This window comes from Nonomuraea terrae, from assembly GCF_004348995.1.
Classification (GTDB): domain Bacteria; phylum Actinomycetota; class Actinomycetes; order Streptosporangiales; family Streptosporangiaceae; genus Nonomuraea; species Nonomuraea terrae.
Window position 1 is genome coordinate 20,000 of record NZ_SMKQ01000073.1, and the last position, 16,646, is coordinate 36,645.

Sequence of the window (16,646 nt, forward strand, 5' to 3'; positions counted from 1 at the left end):
CCATGGAGTCGGCAGAGATCGCCCGCCGCTTCCTGCGCTTCTTCGAGGAGCGTGGGCACAAGGTAGTGCCCTCGGCCAGCCTGATCGCTGAGGACCCCACGCTTCTCCTGGTTCCTGCCGGTATGGTGCCGTTCAAGCCGTACTTCCTGGGGCAGCGCAAGCCTCCGGCGTCCAGGCTGACCACAGCGCAGAAGTGCGTCCGCACGCCCGACATCGACGAGGTCGGCAAGACCACGCGGCACGCGACGTTCTTCCAGATGCTCGGCAACTTCTCCTTCGGCGACTACTTCAAGTCCGAGGCGATCCCGTTCGCGTGGGAGCTGCTCACCCGCTCCGAGGCCGACGGAGGCTTCGGCTTCCCCGAGGACAAGCTGTGGGCGACGGTCTACCTCGACGACGACGAGGCCTACGACATCTGGCGCAACAAGGTCGGCCTGCCCGAGGAGCGCATCCAGCGCCGCGGCCTCGAGGACAACTACTGGCACATGGGCGTGCCCGGCCCCGGCGGCCCCTGCTCGGAGATCTACTACGACCGCGGTGCCGAATACGGCAAGGAGGGCGGCCCCGTCGCCGACGAGGACCGCTACCTCGAGGTGTGGAACCTCGTCTTCATGCAGTACCAGCTCAGCACCGTCCGGTCCAAGGTCGACTTCGACGTGGCGGGCGAGCTGCCGGCGAAGAACATCGACACCGGCATGGGCCTGGAGCGCATGGCGGCCATCCTGCAGGGCGTCGACAACATCTACGAGATCGACACCACGTACAAGATCCTTGACAAGGCGGCAGAGCTCACCAAGACCCGCTACGGCCGCGACAGCCGCGCCGACGTCAGCCTGCGCGTGGTCGCCGACCATGTCCGCACCGGCACGATGCTGGTGGCCGACGGCGTCCTGCCCGGCAACGAGGGCCGCGGCTACGTCCTGCGCCGCATCCTGCGCCGCTCCGTGCGCAACCTGCGCATGCTCGGCTCCGGCGACGACCGCTACATGCACGAGCTGACCGACGTCGCGATCAACGTCATGGGTGAGCAGTACCCTCAGCTCAAGGTCGACGCGCCACAGATCCACGGGATCATCGACGCGGAGGAGGCGAGCTTCCTCGGCACGCTCCGCACCGGTACGGCGATCTTCGACGTGGCGGTGGAGGAGACCAAGCGCAAGTCCGGCACGACGCTCTCCGGCGACCAGGCGTTCAAGCTCCACGACACCTACGGCTTCCCCATCGACCTCACGCTGGAGATGGCGGCCGAGCAGGGGCTCAAGGTCGACGAAGAGGGCTTCCGCCGCCTGATGAAGGAGCAGAAGGCGGCGGCCAAGGCCGACGCGGCGGCGAAGAAGACCGGCAACGCCGACATCTCCGTCTTCGGCCACCTGCTGGAGAGCGCCGGGAAGGTCGAGTTCCTCGGCTACGACCAGACCGAGGCCGACACCAGCGTGGTCGGCATCCTCGTCGACGGCGCGTCGGTGCCGGTGGCGGGCGAGGGCTCCACCGTCGAGGTGGTGCTCCAGCGCACGCCGTTCTACGCCGAGGGCGGTGGCCAGCTCGCCGACCAGGGTGTCATCCGCACCAGCGGCGCCGAGGTCGACATCCTCGACGTGCAGCAGCCGCTGCCCGGGCTCGTCGTCCACCGCGGCAAGATCCGCATCGGCGAGCTCAGGGTCGGCGACGAGGCGCAGGCCGAGATCGACATCGAGCGCCGCCGCGCGATCTCGCGCAGCCACAGCGCCACCCACCTCGTCCACCGCGGCTTCAAGAACGCGCTCGGCGAGACGGCGGCGCAAGCCGGCTCGGAGAACTCCCCGGGTCGCTTCCGCTTCGACTTCACCGCGGCGGGAGCGGTGCCGGCGAGCGTGCTGCGCGACGTCGAGGACGAAGTCAACGCCGTGCTCATCAACGACCTCCAGGTCAACGCCTTCTACACCTCGCAGGCGGAGGCCCGGGCGATGGGCGCCCTCGCGATGTTCGGCGAGAAGTACGGCGACGAGGTCCGCGTCGTCGAGATCGGCGACTACTCCCGCGAGTTGTGCGGCGGCACCCACGTCCACAGCTCCGGCCAGCTCGGCCTGGTCAAGGTGCTGGGCGAGCAGTCGGTCGGCGCGGGCGTGCGCCGCGTGGAGGCGCTCGTCGGCATCGACGCCTTCCGCTTCCTGGCGCGTGAGAGCGTGCTCGTCGCCCAGCTCACCGAGCAGCTCAAGGCCCGCCGCGAGGAGCTGCCCGAGCGCATCGAGGGCATCGTCACCCGGCTGCGCACGGCCGAGAAGGAGCTGGAGAAGGTCCGCTCGGCCCAGGTGCTCCAGGTGGCCGGCGATGTCGTCTCCCAGGCCCGCGACCTGCGGGGCGTCTCCGTCGTGACACACCGCGCGCCTGATGGAACCGGTGCCGACGACCTGCGTAAGCTCGCGCTTGACGTGCGTGGCAGGTTCCCGGCCGACCGGCCGGCGGTCGTCGTGATCGCCGGTGCCCCCTCCGACCGGCCCGTGGTGGTTGCCGCGGTCAACGAGGCGGGGCGCGAGCGGGGGCTCAAGGCCGGGCAGCTGGTCGGCGTCGCCGCCAAGGCTCTTGGGGGTGGCGGTGGCGGCAAGGACGACGTCGCGCAGGGTGGCGGCTCACGACCGGAGGCGATCGGCGACGCGCTGCGCCTGGTTGAGGAGGCCGTCGCGGGGCAGCTCGGCTGACATGAGGTTCGGTTCGCGGATCGGCGTCGACGTCGGTTCCGTACGCATCGGTGTGGCCCGCAGTGACCCGTCGGGCCTGCTGGCCACACCGGTGGAGACTGTCAGGCGGGGCAAGGGCGACCTCGACCGCATCGCCGCGATCGTCGCCGAGCACGAGGCGATCGAGGTCGTGGTGGGGCTGCCCACCTCGCTGTCCGGGCGTGAGGGCCAGGCGGCCGGGCTGGCGCGCGAGTTCGCCACCAAGCTGGCCGCGCGGCTGGCGCCGACGCCCGTGCGGCTGTTCGACGAACGGCTCACCACGGTCGCGGCGCAGCACGGCCTGCGGGCCAGCGGCGTACGCGCCAAGAAGCAGAAGGGCGTCGTCGATCAGGCGGCCGCGGTCGTGCTGCTGCAGGACGCCCTCGACTCCGAACGTGCCACAGAAAGACCACCAGGCAGGCCCGTCGAACCGCCCACCGCGGCCGACGGACCTGCCTCATGAGCGGGCGGCACAGGTTCCGGGCACCGGCCCGGCTCGCCGGCGGGGTGGTCGCGTGACCAGGACTCCTGAGAACGACGACCTCGGCGACATGATCCCGTTCCAGCGGGACGACGCCACGCCCGACGCGGCGTCCCCGCCTGACGGCACCACCGGCACGGGAGAGCCGCCCGACGGCACCGCTGCCGCGGCGGCGGAGGCTACCGACCGCACGCGCGGCCTGGAGCCGGAGGGTGACGTGCGGCCCGAGGGCGTGGACTGCCCGGCGCGCAGTGAACGAGCGCCGGGTGCTCAGCACCCGGCCATGCCGCCCGATGAGGCGGTGAGTGCCGAGCAACCTGGCGGGGCCCCCAGTCACGCCGGACGCGGGGACTTGGGCGGTGCCCACCCCGGGCAGGCGGCAGGCGGCCCCGATCAGCCGGGCGATCCCGGGCAGGCGGCAGGCGGCACCGATCAGCCGGGCGATGCTGAGCAAGCGATAGGCAGTCCCGACCAGACGGGCGACGCTGAGCGATCGCCAAGCGGTGCTGGTCAGGCTGGCGGTGCTGGGCTGAAGGGCGCCGCTGAGCAGGTGGGTCGCCCTGAGCGGTCGGCCGGCGGCGGTGGGCGGCCGGAGACTGTCCGGCGCACTGTGGCGGAAGATGGTGGGCGAGCTTCCGAAGGCGGCAGGCGGTCCGGGGGGTCCCAGGCCGGGGCGTCGTTCGACGACTCGGGGGACTACGGCCGTCACGAGGGTGGCGGGCGTTTCGGCGGTTCCCGGCGGGGGGCGTCTCCTGAGAGTCGCGAAGTCCAGGGGGCGGCTCGTCGGAGGCGGGCGCTGCGAAAGGCGGGGCTGTTGTCCGCCGGGCTGGTTGCCGGGGTGCTGGTGATCGGTGCGGGGGCGGTGGCGCTGCTGAAGCCGTACCTGAGTCCTGATGACTTCGAGGGGACGGGCAGCGCCGCCGTGACGGTGCGCATCGCGCCCGGGTCCAGTGCGGCGGCCATCGGCTCCACGCTGGAGGAAGCGGGGGTCGTGGCGAGCGCCGAGTCGTTCGTCCGGGCGACGGAGGACCGCGCCGTGAGTGACCGGCTGCGGCCGGGCCACTACCGACTGCGCAAGGGCATGGCCGCCACGGCGGCGCTCGACCTGCTGCTCGCGCCCGCCTCCCGGGTGGTGAAGCGGGTCACGGTGCCCGAGGGGCTACGGGTCTCCGAGGTGTTCGCCCGCGTCGCGAAGCAGGCCGGCATCCCGCTCAAGGAGCTCCAGAGCGTCGACAAGGAGCTGGTCGGCCTGCCCGAGTACGCCCGGGGCCTGGAAGGCTTCCTGTTCCCGGCCACGTACGAGATCGAGCCCGGCGACACGGCGGTCGACGTGCTGGCCGCGATGGTCGAGCGCTTCACCCAGGCGGCGCGCCACGTGGGCCTGGAGGAGAAGGCGAAGCAGGTGAAGCTGGACCCGCTCGAGGCCGTCACGGTGGCCAGCCTCATCCAGGCGGAGGGCGGCACCGACGAGGACTACCCGAAGATCTCCAGGGTGATCTACAACCGCCTGGCCAAGGACGCCCCGCTGGAGATCGACAGCACCGTCCTGTACGCGCAGAACCGCCGCACTCTGAAGGTCACGGAGAGCGACACCAAGGTGAGCTCTCCCTACAACACGTATCGCCGCAAGGGACTGCCTCCGGGACCCATCGCGAATCCCGGGGAGAAGGCCCTGATAGCCGCCCTGAACCCTGCCAAAGGTGATTGGTATTGGTTTGTAACGACGGATCCTGCGCATAGAATCACCAAATTCACCGACAAAGAGAGCGAGTTCGTGAGATACCGGGAAGAGCTGAACAAGAACCTCGGGACGAACTGATGTTCGCTGACCTTCCTCTCGTTCCGGTACGAGACCCCTCAAAAGGGGCATACGTCCTCTTTTCGTCCCCTAGCATGGCTACCCAGAGTGATCTCCGCTGGTCGTGGGAGCATGCCCGGCGGACCCCCCAGTTCCGCTCGGTGACCCCAGCCGGTTGGGCAGTTCCGCTTGACGTCCGGCGGGCGGCACCGGGAGATTGGCCAGCGCACCTATGAACGATCTCGACCTCAACACGCTGCTCGGCGCCGAGGACGACGGGTCCACCCGGTCCGGCGCCCGGGGCGGTAGACGCACATCCCGCAGGCGGCGCCGGCGCCGCGGCAGGGGCCGGTTCCTGGCGCCGCTGCTCGCCTTCGTCGTGCTGGCCGGGATCATCGGCAGCGGCGGATACTACGGCTACCGGTGGATCAACGACGCTCTCGTGCCCGACGACTTCACCGGCCAGGGCGCCGGCGAGGTCGTCATCGAGATCAAGGACGGCCAGAGCGCCTCCGACGTGGCACTGGAGCTGGAGCAGCAGGGCGTCGTGGCCAGCGCGAGGGCGTTCACCAACGCCGTCGGCAACGCCAACATGAGCGACAAGCTGCAGCCCGGCGAGTACAAGATGCGCAAGCGGATGTCGGCCGCCGCCGCGGTGGGCCTGCTCAACCCCGACAACCGCCTGCTCGCCACCGTGACGATCGCGGAAGGTCTGCGGCTGTCCCAGATGTTGCCCAAGCTGGCGGAGAAGACCGGCAAACCGATCAAGGAGTTCCAGGCCGCGGCCAAGGACTCCGAGGGCCTCGACCTCCCGTCGTACGCCAAGGGCAGGCTCGAGGGCTACGCCTTCCCCGCCACGTACGAGTTCCAGCCGAAGACCACCCCGAAGCAGATGCTCGCGGCGATGGTCGAGCGATACCGGCAGACCGCGAAGAGCATGGAGCTCGAGGAGGGCGCCAAGGCGCTCGGGCACACCCCGCACGAGATCATGACCATCGCCAGCATCATCCAGGCCGAGGCCGGGCGCGTCGAGGACATGTCGAAGATCGCCCGCGTCATCTACAACCGGCTGGACCACGACCCGCCGATGACGCTGTCGATGGACAGCACGGTGATGTACGCGCTCGGCAAGTTCCGCACCTACGCGACCCATGCCGAGCTGGAGAGCAAGTCCCCGTACAACACCTACAGGCGCCATGGGCTGCCGCCCGGCCCGATCTCCAATCCCGGTGACCACGCCATCGAGGCGGCGCTCAACCCGGCCGACGGCGACTGGCTGTTCTTCGTCGCCACCGACGAGAAGAGCAATGTCACCAAGTTCGCCACCACTGAGACCGAGCGTCAGGCCCTGGTGGCCGAGTGCAAGGCGAACGGCGGCTGCGGCGGCTGATCCCGGGATCGCCGTCCGTCCGAGCGCCGGACGGACGGCGATAGGGTCGTCCTGTTCGGAAGGAGTGGGGATGCGCGCTGCGGTGGTGGGGTCGCCCATCGGCCATTCGCTCTCGCCCTGCCTGCACAGGGCGGCCTACCGCGCGATGGGCCTCGACGCGTGGAGCTACGAGGCGTTCGAGTGCGACGAGGCGGGGCTGGTCGGCATGCTGGAGGCGTTGCGGCCGGTCAGGGGTGAGCCCGGCGACGACGTGTGGGCCGGGCTGTCGCTCACCATGCCGCTCAAACGTGCCGTGCTGCCGCTGCTCGACACGGTCTCCGAGCCGGCCGTCGAGGTCGGCGGGGCCAACACCGTGATCTTCCGCGACGGGAGGCGACACGGCGACAACACCGACGTCTACGGCATCGAGCGCGCCCTGGCCGAGGCCGGGGTGCCGGCGCCGCGCTCGGCGGCCGTGCTGGGCGGCGGCGCCACGGCGGCCTCCGCGCTGGCGGCGCTGCGCAACCTGGGCCTGTACTCCGCGACGCTGCTCGTACGCGATTCCGCGCGGGCGGGGGAGACCGCGCGGGTGGCCGAGCGGCTCGGCGTGGCGCTGGCGGTGGAGACGTTCGACAAGCTCGACGCGTTCACGGGAGTCGACCTCGTGGTCTCGACGCTGCCGGGCGGGGCTGCCGACGCCTTCGCCGATCGGCTGGCGTGCGTGCCGGCGCTGTTCGACGTGATCTACGCGCCGTGGCCGACCCGGGCGGCCTCGGCCGTCCAGGCAGCGGGCGGCACGGTGATCGGGGGCTTCGAGATGCTGCTGCACCAGGCGGTGCGGCAGGTGGAGCTGATGACCGGCCAGGCCGGTGTGCCGGTGGAGGCCATGCGGGAGGCGGGGGAGGCCGAACTGCGCCGCCGAACGGCTCTGTCGTGAGAGCTGGCGAACCCTTTGCGAGGGCGTGTCCCGGAAGTGACCCCGCTCGGGATGAATCGAACGCCTGCCGTGGTTGTGGTAGTGTAGCTCTCTGATCGGTCCGGCATGTTTGCTGGACGCGCAAGCGGAGGTCTCCCTCCCACCCGAGTCGCCGAAAGGTGGCCGGGTCCAGGATCACGCCGGACTCTCCGGGGAGCTCGAGGCCGCTAAGCCACAGAGCTCAGTGGCCCCGCATGCGCGACGTGCGGGGCTTTTCGCATTCGAGGGAACGCGTAAAGCCCCAGTACGACGAGCACGTAGGGATCGCAAACCTAGGAGGCCCCATCAGCACTGAGCCCCGCATCAACGAGCGTATCCGAGTTCCCGAGGTTCGCCTCGTGGGCCCGAACGGCGAGCAGGTGGGCATCGTCTCGATTCACGATGCTCTCAAGCTCGCCCAGGAGGCCGACCTCGACCTCGTCGAGGTCGCGGCCACGGCTCGACCGCCCGTGTGCAAGCTCATGGACTACGGCAAGTTCAAGTACGAGTCCGCGATGAAGGCGCGCGAGGCGCGCAAGAATCAGGCGCACACGATCATCAAGGAGATCAAGCTCCGGCCGAAGATCGACCCGCACGACTACGAGACCAAGAAGGGTCACGTGGTGCGGTTCCTGAAGGCCGGAGACAAGGTCAAAGTCACGATCATGTTCCGCGGACGCGAGCAGTCCCGGCCGGAGCTCGGCTTCCGGCTGCTGCAGCGGCTGGCGGAGGACGTCCAGGAGCTCGGCTTCGTGGAGTCCCACGCCAAGCAGGACGGCCGTAACATGATCATGGTGATCGGTCCGCACAAGAAGAAAGCCGAGGCCAAGGCCGAAAAGGCCGCAGCCAAGGCGCAGCGTGGCGACGAGGAGCCTTCCGCACAGGAAGCGTGACCCGGAGTTGGGGTTAGCCTTGACAGCAGCCCCAGCAGCCACCGGCAGACGTAGGACGCCGCGACCGGGTCGGCCACCACCGGCCCGGCCACCGGCACGACCAAACGAGGAGAGACGGCGACATGCCGAAGATGAAGACGCACAGCGGTGCGAAGAAGCGGTTCCGGCTCACCGGCACCGGCAAGCTCAAGCGTCGCCGTGCCAACCGCGCGCACTACAACGAGTGGAAGTCGTCCACGCTGACGCGCCGTCTCAAGAACGAAGTCGTCCTTTCCGACGCCGATTCCAAGAAGATCAAGAAGCTGCTCGCCAAGTAGCGCGAACCCCCGGGGAGAAGAAACATGGCACGCGTGAAGCGGGCGCTCAACGCCAAGAAGAAGCGCAAGGTCGTTCTGGAACGGGCCGCCGGTTACCGCGGTCAGCGGTCGCGGCTCTACCGCAAGGCCAAGGAGCAGATGCTCCACTCGATGACGTATGCCTACCGGGACCGCAAGGACCGCAAGGGTGCTTTCCGTCGTCTGTGGATTCAGCGCATCAACGCCGCCGCCAGGCAGAACGGCATGACGTACAACCGTCTCATCCAGGGTCTGCGCCTGGCCAACATCGAGGTCGACCGTAAGATCCTGGCCGACCTCGCGGTCAACGACAGCCAGACTTTCGCCACGCTCGTCGAGGCCGCCAAGAAGGCGCTGCCGGCGAACGTGAACGCTCCGGCCGCGAGCTGAAGCACATTGCCTTAACGGAAGGGCCCACCGATGCCGGTGGGCCCTTCGCTGTCTGTACGACTGGGGGAGACGGGGAGTTGATCTGATGGCCGGGTCCGAGCTGACCAACGTGAGATCGCCGCGGGTCAAGGCGGCCCGGCGGCTCACGAAGCGTGCCTTCCGTGAGCAGGACCGCCGGTTCCTGGCCGAGGGGCCGCAGGCGGTGCGCGAGGCGCTCAAGCTCGACGGCGTGACACTGGAGCTGTTCAGCACGGCCGAGGCCGAGCTGCGCCACCCCGAGCTCATCACCGAAGCCACGCTCAAGGGCGTGCCCGTCCACCGCGCCAGCGGCGAGGTCATGTCGGAGCTGTCGCAGACCGTGACCCCGCAGGGGCTGCTGGCCGTCTGCCGGCTCCTCCACGTGCCGCTGGAGGAGGGCCTGAAGGGGAAGCCGCGGCTGGTCGCGATGCTCGCGCACGTGCGCGACCCCGGCAACGCCGGCACGGTGCTGCGGGCGGCCGACGCCGCCGGCGCCGACACGGTGGTCTTCACCGACGCCTCAGTAGACCCGTACAACGGCAAGTGCGTGCGCGCGAGCGCGGGAAGTCTTTTCCATCTGCCCGTCGTCATCGGTGCACCGGTCGGGGTCGCCGTGCGTCAACTCAGGGAGCGGGGGCTGCGCGTGCTGGCTGCCGACGGCGCGGGCAAGCACACGCTCGACGATGTCGATCTTTCGGGACCGACAGCGTGGATCTTCGGCAACGAGGCCTGGGGGCTTCCGGAGGAGATACTCGCCGAGGCGGACGATGTGGTGCGCGTGCCCATCTACGGACAGGCCGAAAGCCTGAACCTGGCCACCGCCGCGGCGGTATGCCTTTACTCCTCGGCCCGGGCGCAGCGGGTGCCCTAGGCGGCCGGAAACCCGCTATTGTCGGCGTTGTAGGCGGAGGAGGCGGGGTCGTGCACGGCGCAGACGGCGAGGGGCGGCTGGTGGCCGCCTCGTGCACGATAGCCATCGACGACCTTCCCGACGGCCTCATCGTGGCCGACCGTTACGGCTGTGTGCTGGCCGTCAACCGCGCCGCCGTCCGCCTCACCGGCGTCACGATGGAGCGCGCGGTCGGCAGGCACATGAGCGACGTCTTCCCGTTCCGCGACCACGACGGCCGCGACTGGTGGAAGGCGCTCGACCCCGAGGGCGGGCTGCGTACCCGCATCCGGGTGCCGGAGCGGCCGCTGCACCTGCCGGGCGGCCAGGAGCTCTACGTCGCGGCCCGGCTCATGCGCGAGCCCGAGCGCGGCGGCGAGGTCGAGCGCGTCACGATCACCCTGCGCGACGGCGGCGCCCGCGCCCGGCTGGAGCGCAGCCGCGCCGACCTGGTCTCCACCGTGGCCCACGAGCTGCGATCGCCGCTCACCAGCGTCAAGGGGTTCACCGCGACGCTGCTGGCCAAGTGGTCACGCTTCACCGAAGAGCAGAAGCTGGTCATGCTCGAGACCGTCAACAACGACGCCGACCGCGTCACCCGGCTCATCACCGAGCTGCTCGACGTCTCCCGCATCGAGTCCGGCCGGCTGGAGGTGCGCCGCCAGGTCGTCGACCTGCCCGCGCGGGCGCGCCGGCTCATCGCCGGCCGGGTTGCGGCCGGCGAGCCGGAGCAGCGCTTCCGCCTCGTCGTCGGCGAGGACCTGCCCGAGACGTGGCTCGACCAGGACAAGATCGACCAGATCCTGGGTAACCTGGTGGAGAACGCGGTGCGCCACGGGCGCGGCACCGTGACCATAGAGATCGAGTCCGTCGGATGGGGAGTGGCCGTGTCGGTGCGCGACGAGGGCGAGGGCATCGAGCCCGAGCTGGCTCCGCGTGTCTTCCGGCAGTTCTGGCGGGGCGGCAACAGCCGTCGCCGTGGCGGCACCGGGCTCGGCCTGTTCATCGTCAAGGGCCTGGTCGAGGCGCACGGCGGCACGATCATCGTGCAGCGCGCGCCCGAGGGCGGGGCGGAGTTCCGATTTACCGTGCCCACCGGCACACCCGACTTCGCCACCCCGTAGTGAGCGAGTCGGCCCCGGTGGGCGGGCCCCACTAGACTCTTTTCCGCTCAAGCCCTGGATACGGAGCTCACTCTTGTCTGACTACGACCCCGTCGAGGTGACACCGTTGCATGCCGACGAGGTGTCGCGCATGGAGGCCGACGCCATCGCTGCGATCAAGGCGGCCGGCGACCTCGACGCACTCAAGCAGGCCAGGCTGGCGCACGCGGGTGACCGCTCGCCCATCGCCCTGGCCAACCGCGAGATCGGCGCGCTGCCGCCGGCCGCCCGCGCCGAGGCCGGCAAGCGCGTCGGCGCCGCGCGCAAGGCGATCAACGAGGCGCTGGCCGCCCGCCAGGCCGAGCTGGAGGCCGAGCGCGACGCCCGGGTGCTCGTCGAGGAGACCGTCGACGTCACCCTGCCGTGGGACCGCCGCCCGCGTGGCGCCCGCCACCCGCTGACCACGCTGCAGGAGCGCATCGCCGACGCGTTCGTCGCCATGGGATACGAGGTGGCCGAGGGGCCCGACCTCGAAGGCGAGTGGTTCAACTTCGACGCGCTCAACATCGCCAAGGATCACCCCGCCCGCAGCGAGCACGACACGTTCTTCGTCGGGTCCACCGAGTCCGGCATGGTGCTGCGCACGCAGACCTCGCCGGTGCAGGTCCGGGCGCTGCTGCAGCGCGAGCTGCCGGTCTACGTGATCTCGCCGGGCAAGACCTTCCGCACCGACGAGCTCGACGCCACCCACACCCCGGTCTTCCACCAGACCGAGGGGCTGGCCGTCGACGAGGGCCTGACGATGGCCCACCTCAAGGGCACGCTCGACCGGTTCGCGGAGGTGATGTTCGGCAAGGGCATCACGACCCGGTTCCGGCCCAACTACTTCCCGTTCACCGAGCCGTCCGCCGAGATGGACCTGAAGTGCTTCGTCTGCCGCGGCGCCTCGGCCGTCCCCGGCAACCCGCCCTGCCGCACGTGCAAGTCGGAGGGCTGGATCGAGTGGGGCGGCTGCGGCATGGTCAACCCGCGCGTGCTGATCGCGTGCGGCATCGACCCGTCGCGCTACTCCGGGTTCGCGTTCGGCATGGGCATCGAGCGGACGCTCATGTTCCGCCACAACGCCGAGGACATGCGTGACATGGTCGAGGGCGACGTGCGCTTCACCCTCCCGTTCGGAATGGAGATCTGATGAAGGTCCCGCTTTCCTGGCTGCGGGAGTACGCCGATCTCCCGGCGGTCACCGCCCACGAGGTGGCCGACAAGCTCACCGCGGCCGGGCTCAAGCTAGAGTCGATCACCTCGTACGGCCACGACGTCAAGAACGTCGTCGTCGGCGAGGTCCTCGAGATCGAGGAGCTGACCGGCTTCAAGAAGCCGATCCGGCACTGCAAGGTCGAGACGGGCGAGGCCGAGCCGCGAATGATCGTCTGCGGCGCCACGAACTTCGCCGTCGGCGACCGCGTTCCCGTCGTGCTGCCCGGCGGCGTGCTGCCCGGCGGCTTCGCGGTCGGGGCGCGCAAGACGTACGGGCGCATGTCCGAGGGCATGATCTGCTCCGAGCGCGAGCTCGGACTGGGCGACGACCACAACGGCATCATGGTGCTGCCCGCCGGCACGCCCATCGGCACCGACGTGGTCGAGCTGCTGCAGCTGCGCGAGGACGTGATCGAGCTGGAGATCACGCCCGACATCGGCTACGCCCTGTCGATCAGGGGCGTGGCGCGCGAGGCGGCGACGGCGTTCGGGGTGGCCTTCCGCGACCCCGCCGACGTCGAGCTGCCCGCCGCGACCGAGCCGGCCTGGCCGGCCTCCATCGGCGACCCGGCGGCGTGCGACCGGTTCGTGCTGCGCGAGGTGACCGGTTTCGACCCGGCCGTCGAGACGCCGCTGTGGATGCGCGTACGTCTCATGCGGGCCGGCATGCGTCCCGTGTCGCCGGCCGTCGACGTCACCAACTACCTGATGCTGGAGCTCGGGCAGCCGCTGCACGCGTTCGACCGGGAGAGGCTCACCGGCGAGATCGTCGTACGGCGGGCCGCGGCCGGTGAGCGGCTGGAGACGCTCGACCACGTGGTGCGCGAGCTCGACCCCGACGACATCCTCATCACCGACCAGTCGGGGCCGATCTCGCTGGCCGGAACGATGGGCGGTCTGGAGACCGAGATCTCCGGCTCCTCGACCGACATCGTCATCGAGGCGGCCCACTTCTCCGCGACCGGCATCTCGCGCGAGTCGCGCCGGCACGGGCTGGTCTCCGAGGCCTCCAAGCGGTTCGAGCGGGGCGTCGACCGCGAGCTGCCGCTCGTCGCCTCCTACAAGGCCGTGCGGATGCTGGCCGAACTGGGCGGCGCGACCGTGCACCCGGGTGTCACCCACGCCGAGGCCGAGGTGTCGCCCGCGCGCATCGCGATCCCGGCGGGCTACCCGGGAGTCGTGGCGGGCGTGCCGTACCCGAAGGAGACCGTGGTGGCGCGGCTGGAGCAGATCGGGTGCGTCGTCACCGACGGCGCCGACCCGGCCGTGCGGCAGGGCGGCGTCGACCCGACCGGCGTGGTGACCGGCGGCGCGCTGGCCGCCAAGCTGGCCGTCACCGGCGACGACATGATCACGGTGACGCCGCCGTCGTGGCGGCCCGACCTCACCGACCCCAACGACCTGGCCGAAGAGGTCATCCGGCTGGAGGGCTACGAGAGCCTGCCGTCGGTGCTGCCCTCCGCCCCCGCGGGCGCCGGGCTCACCGAGGGGCAGCGGCTGCGCCGCAGGGTCGGCCGGGCGCTGGCCGAGGGCGGCTACGTCGAGGTGCTGAGCTACCCGTTCATCAGCCCCGCCGACTTCGACCGGCTGCTGCTGCCCGCCGAGGACGCGCGGCGCGTGGCCATGCGGCTGGCCAACCCGCTGTCGGAAGACGAGCCGCTGATGCGCACGACGCTGCTGCCGGGGTTGCTCAGGACCCTGGTGCGCAACGTCGGGCGTGGCTTCTCCGACGTGGCGCTGTTCGAGATGGGGCCGGTCTACCGGCCGCGTGAGGGCGCGCCCGTGGTGGCGCCGGTGCTCGGCGTCGAGCGCCGGCCGACCGCCGAGGAGCTGGCCTCGATCGAGGCGGCGCTGCCCGACCAGCCGCTGCGGGTCGCGGCGGTGCTGGCCGGGGAGTTCGAACGGTCCGGCTGGTGGGGCGCGGGCCGCGCGGCCTCATGGGCCGACGCGGTGCAGGCCGCGCGCCTGGTCGCGGGTGAGTCCCGGGTGGAGCTGTCCGTCAGCGCCGACCAGCACGAGCCCTGGCACCCCGGCCGGTGCGCCGCCCTCTACGTGGGCGACACGCTGGTGGGGCACGCCGGCGAGCTGCATCCGCGGGTCATCGAGGCGTACGGGCTGCCGCCGCGTACGGTGGCGATGGAGCTGGAGCTGTCGCGGCTGGAGGCGGTCATGCCCGGCCCGGTCGAGACCCCCGCGGTGTCGGCCTACCCGGTGGCCACGCAGGACGTCGCGCTGGTCGTGCCCGACTTCACGCCGGTGGCCGACGTGGAGGCCGCGCTGCGCGACGGGGCCGGTGAGCTGCTGGAGTCGATCCGGCTGTTCGACGTGTACACCGGGGAGCAGGTGGGCGAGGGGAACAAGTCGCTCGCCTACACCATGCGGTTCCGGGCGGGTGACCGTACGCTGACGGTCGAGGAGACGACGGCGGCGCGCGACGCGGCGGTGGCGCTGGCGGCCGACCGGGTGGGAGCGCAGCTCCGGAGCGGCTGACCCGAGGAGTGAGGGCCGGTGCGGCGGAACGCCTCGCCGGCCCTATCGGGTTTGGGGGACGTACACCTTGGCCTCGAAGAAGCTGACCTCGTGACCGATGACCGCATTGGGGCCCACAACGATGAGGTCAGGCCCAGGACGCTGCTGAGGGCCAAGCTTGACGCTCATCTCCTGAATCACTTCGTGGCCTGCTGGCACAAGCTCGTCGAGTGAAACGTGAAGTCCGAAGATAACCGACCATGGAAGTGTCGCTGGGACCTACGAACACCAAGCTTCCATCGATCAACTCTCTGTGCGCAGACAGATTCGGAATGCGATCGGGATCTCCCGCGACGAAGCCCTCGGGCGGGGGAACACCCAGTCAGGGAGCGAGTGGTGAGGCGTCATCTTGGTGATCGCCGCTTCGGCAGCCATGGTCATGTCGCAGCGCTGCCAATCTCTTGCGCTCACGCGACGTGAACAGGCATACACGCATGCGGATCGGTGGCGAAGTTGAGACAGACAGGCTCGACTCGGGAGAATCGGCCGCATGAGGCAGCTGTTGGTGTTCGGTGAACGGGATGACGCCGAAAAGGTCGCCGAGACGCTGGGCGAGTGGTTTCCCGAGCTCGGTGAGCCGCGGGTGGTGCGCGAGACGCTGGCCGGGGAGGACGACGCGGAGGACGCCCAATGGCTGGTCGTCGTCGAAGGGTTGGACGAGAGCCGGCTGACCAAGGTGGACGAGCTGGTGGAGCGGTACGAAGGCTGGCGGGAGTCCGGCTGACGCAAGCGGCGCCGGCTCTGATCCGGGAGAGGGGGATCGTCGCCTGTTTTCGTGAGAAGCCTGGTTCCTGAGAGCCCTTGGCCCCTGAGAGCCCTTGGCCCCTGGGAAGCTTGGTCCCTGAGAAGAAGACCGCCTGCTGCCGGTGGGCAGGCCACACGCATGGTGTGGCGAGGGGCTCCGCACTCCACCCAGAAACCCATCGGTGTGGTGATCGCCCTGGTTTGTGTGGCGGGGGCCTGCTGCGTATGCATGGGCCCCCTTCGTTTGAGGCGACTTGTTGTGTGTGAAGAGTTTCGCCTGGTTCTGGGAAGAGTGCGTTGTTTGGCGCGGGGTGGGTTCGTCGGTGGCGAACAGCGTTCATCGGGCGCGAACAACGGCCTGGATGGGCGGTGGTAGGTGGAAGGGTGAAGACATGCGAGTCGCCGTGCTGTCCGACATCCATGGGGCGCTGCCCGCCCTCGAAGCCGTGCTGGCCGAGCCCGAGGTGGCCGCCGCCGACCGCATCCTGCTCACTGGCGACATGGCGGCCGGGCCGATGCCGGTCGAGACGCTCGACGCGCTGGTCGAGCTGGGCGAGCGGGCCGTTTGGGTCAACGGCAACGCCGACCGCGAGCTGGTGGAGGCGGTCCGCGGGAAGCCCAGCGCGTACGCGATCTCGCAGTGGGCGGCGCAGCGGTTGCGTCCCGACCAGGTCGAGTTGCTGGCCGCGTTGCCCGATCGGCGGGTGCTGGAGCTGGGCCGGCTCGGCACGGTGCTGTTCGTGCACGCCACGCCGCGTAGCGACGAGGAGATGATCCTCGTCGACAGCTCCCTCGAGCGGTGGGCCGAGGTGCTGGCCGGGGAGGATGCCGACACGGTGGTGCTGGGCAACACCCACATGCCGTTCGCCCGGCTGGCCGACCGGGTGCTGGCGGTCAACCCGGGTTCCGTCGGGATGCCGTACGGGAGAGGCGGCGCGCACTGGGCGCTGCTCGACGGGGAGACCGGCGCGGTCACCCTGCGCTCGACGCCGCTCGATGCCACGCGGGTGGGGGAGCGGCTGCTCGCCGGGAGTGGGTTCGATGAGATCGGGGAGTGGGTGGAGTCCTACGTGACCACCGTTCACTCGGATGCTGCGGCGCTGCGGGCGTTCGCGCTGGCGGAGGGGCGGGCCGGGTAGGCGGTCCGGCCCGGGTGACGGCTGGTCCGTTGGTGTTGCGGGTGGTTGTTCCG

Annotated in this window: 14 protein-coding genes; all 14 read left to right on the plus strand. The window is 70.4% G+C overall.

Annotated features, from left to right (window positions below; translation table 11 throughout):
- Positions 1-2 precede the first annotated feature (2 nt).
- The 14 genes from alaS to E1286_RS23115 all read left to right on the plus strand — a co-directional run bounded on the left by alaS (position 3) and on the right by E1286_RS23115 (position 16,593).
- Positions 3-2,675 carry an alanine--tRNA ligase gene (gene alaS, locus E1286_RS23050; RefSeq protein WP_132615516.1) on the plus strand — a complete coding sequence of 891 codons (2,673 nt, stop codon included), beginning with the start codon at positions 3-5 and terminating at the stop codon, positions 2,673-2,675.
- Position 2,676: 1 nt separating this feature from the next.
- Entirely contained in the window at positions 2,677-3,156 is a 480-nt protein-coding gene (ruvX, locus tag E1286_RS23055; RefSeq protein WP_132615517.1) for a Holliday junction resolvase RuvX, read from the plus strand.
- Between the two features lie 832 nt (positions 3,157-3,988).
- Entirely contained in the window at positions 3,989-4,993 is a 1,005-nt protein-coding gene (gene mltG, locus E1286_RS23060; protein ID WP_246075055.1) for an endolytic transglycosylase MltG, read from the plus strand.
- Between the two features lie 211 nt (positions 4,994-5,204).
- Positions 5,205-6,362 (plus strand): endolytic transglycosylase MltG, encoded by a 1,158-nt coding sequence (gene mltG, locus E1286_RS23065; RefSeq protein ID WP_132615518.1) that lies wholly within the window; start codon positions 5,205-5,207, stop codon positions 6,360-6,362.
- A 70-nt stretch (positions 6,363-6,432) separates the two neighbouring features.
- Positions 6,433-7,278: a shikimate dehydrogenase gene (locus E1286_RS23070; protein WP_132615519.1), complete on the plus strand. Its 846-nt coding sequence runs from the start codon at positions 6,433-6,435 to the stop codon at positions 7,276-7,278.
- 233 nt (positions 7,279-7,511) lie between these two features.
- Entirely contained in the window at positions 7,512-8,189 is a 678-nt protein-coding gene (gene infC / locus E1286_RS23075) for a translation initiation factor IF-3 (RefSeq protein WP_246075056.1), read from the plus strand.
- A 122-nt stretch (positions 8,190-8,311) separates the two neighbouring features.
- On the plus strand, positions 8,312-8,506 hold the full coding sequence (gene rpmI / locus E1286_RS23080) for a 50S ribosomal protein L35 (RefSeq protein WP_132615520.1): 195 nt from the start codon (positions 8,312-8,314) through the stop codon (positions 8,504-8,506).
- Between the two features lie 24 nt (positions 8,507-8,530).
- Positions 8,531-8,914, plus strand: coding sequence for a 50S ribosomal protein L20 (rplT, locus tag E1286_RS23085; protein WP_111184321.1), 384 nt, complete (start codon positions 8,531-8,533; stop codon positions 8,912-8,914).
- 85 nt (positions 8,915-8,999) lie between these two features.
- A complete protein-coding gene (locus E1286_RS23090; RefSeq protein WP_132615521.1) occupies positions 9,000-9,803 on the plus strand; it encodes a TrmH family RNA methyltransferase in 804 nt (267 codons plus the stop codon).
- Between the two features lie 50 nt (positions 9,804-9,853).
- Complete coding sequence (locus E1286_RS23095; RefSeq protein WP_132615522.1) at positions 9,854-10,945, plus strand: sensor histidine kinase; 1,092 nt, start codon at positions 9,854-9,856, stop codon at positions 10,943-10,945.
- A gap of 130 nt (positions 10,946-11,075) precedes the next feature.
- Positions 11,076-12,116: a phenylalanine--tRNA ligase subunit alpha gene (pheS, locus tag E1286_RS23100; RefSeq protein ID WP_246075057.1), complete on the plus strand. Its 1,041-nt coding sequence runs from the start codon at positions 11,076-11,078 to the stop codon at positions 12,114-12,116.
- A complete protein-coding gene (locus E1286_RS23105; protein WP_132615524.1) occupies positions 12,116-14,671 on the plus strand; it encodes a phenylalanine--tRNA ligase subunit beta in 2,556 nt (851 codons plus the stop codon). The genes pheS and E1286_RS23105 overlap by 1 nt, the downstream gene beginning before the upstream one ends.
- Before the next feature lie 529 nt (positions 14,672-15,200).
- On the plus strand, positions 15,201-15,434 hold the full coding sequence (locus E1286_RS23110; protein ID WP_187368203.1) for a hypothetical protein: 234 nt from the start codon (positions 15,201-15,203) through the stop codon (positions 15,432-15,434).
- A 412-nt stretch (positions 15,435-15,846) separates the two neighbouring features.
- Positions 15,847-16,593: a metallophosphoesterase family protein gene (locus tag E1286_RS23115; RefSeq protein ID WP_132615525.1), complete on the plus strand. Its 747-nt coding sequence runs from the start codon at positions 15,847-15,849 to the stop codon at positions 16,591-16,593.
- The last annotated feature ends 53 nt before the right edge of the window (positions 16,594-16,646 follow it).

Excerpts from the sequence above, each read along its gene's own strand:
- alaS (WP_132615516.1), top strand. The coding sequence starts at position 3 with ATGGAGTCGGCAGAGATCGCCCGCCGCTTCCTGCGCTTCTTCGAGGAG.
- ruvX (WP_132615517.1), top strand. The coding sequence starts at position 2,677 with ATGAGGTTCGGTTCGCGGATCGGCGTCGACGTCGGTTCCGTACGCATC.
- mltG (WP_132615518.1), top strand. The coding sequence starts at position 5,205 with ATGAACGATCTCGACCTCAACACGCTGCTCGGCGCCGAGGACGACGGG.
- E1286_RS23070 (WP_132615519.1), top strand. The coding sequence starts at position 6,433 with ATGCGCGCTGCGGTGGTGGGGTCGCCCATCGGCCATTCGCTCTCGCCC.
- infC (WP_246075056.1), top strand. The coding sequence starts at position 7,512 with ATGCGCGACGTGCGGGGCTTTTCGCATTCGAGGGAACGCGTAAAGCCC.
- rpmI (WP_132615520.1), top strand. The coding sequence starts at position 8,312 with ATGCCGAAGATGAAGACGCACAGCGGTGCGAAGAAGCGGTTCCGGCTC.
- rplT (WP_111184321.1), top strand. The coding sequence starts at position 8,531 with ATGGCACGCGTGAAGCGGGCGCTCAACGCCAAGAAGAAGCGCAAGGTC.
- E1286_RS23090 (WP_132615521.1), top strand. The coding sequence starts at position 9,000 with ATGGCCGGGTCCGAGCTGACCAACGTGAGATCGCCGCGGGTCAAGGCG.
- pheS (WP_246075057.1), top strand. The coding sequence starts at position 11,076 with ATGGAGGCCGACGCCATCGCTGCGATCAAGGCGGCCGGCGACCTCGAC.
- E1286_RS23105 (WP_132615524.1), top strand. The coding sequence starts at position 12,116 with ATGAAGGTCCCGCTTTCCTGGCTGCGGGAGTACGCCGATCTCCCGGCG.
- E1286_RS23110 (WP_187368203.1), top strand. The coding sequence starts at position 15,201 with ATGAGGCAGCTGTTGGTGTTCGGTGAACGGGATGACGCCGAAAAGGTC.
- E1286_RS23115 (WP_132615525.1), top strand. The coding sequence starts at position 15,847 with ATGCGAGTCGCCGTGCTGTCCGACATCCATGGGGCGCTGCCCGCCCTC.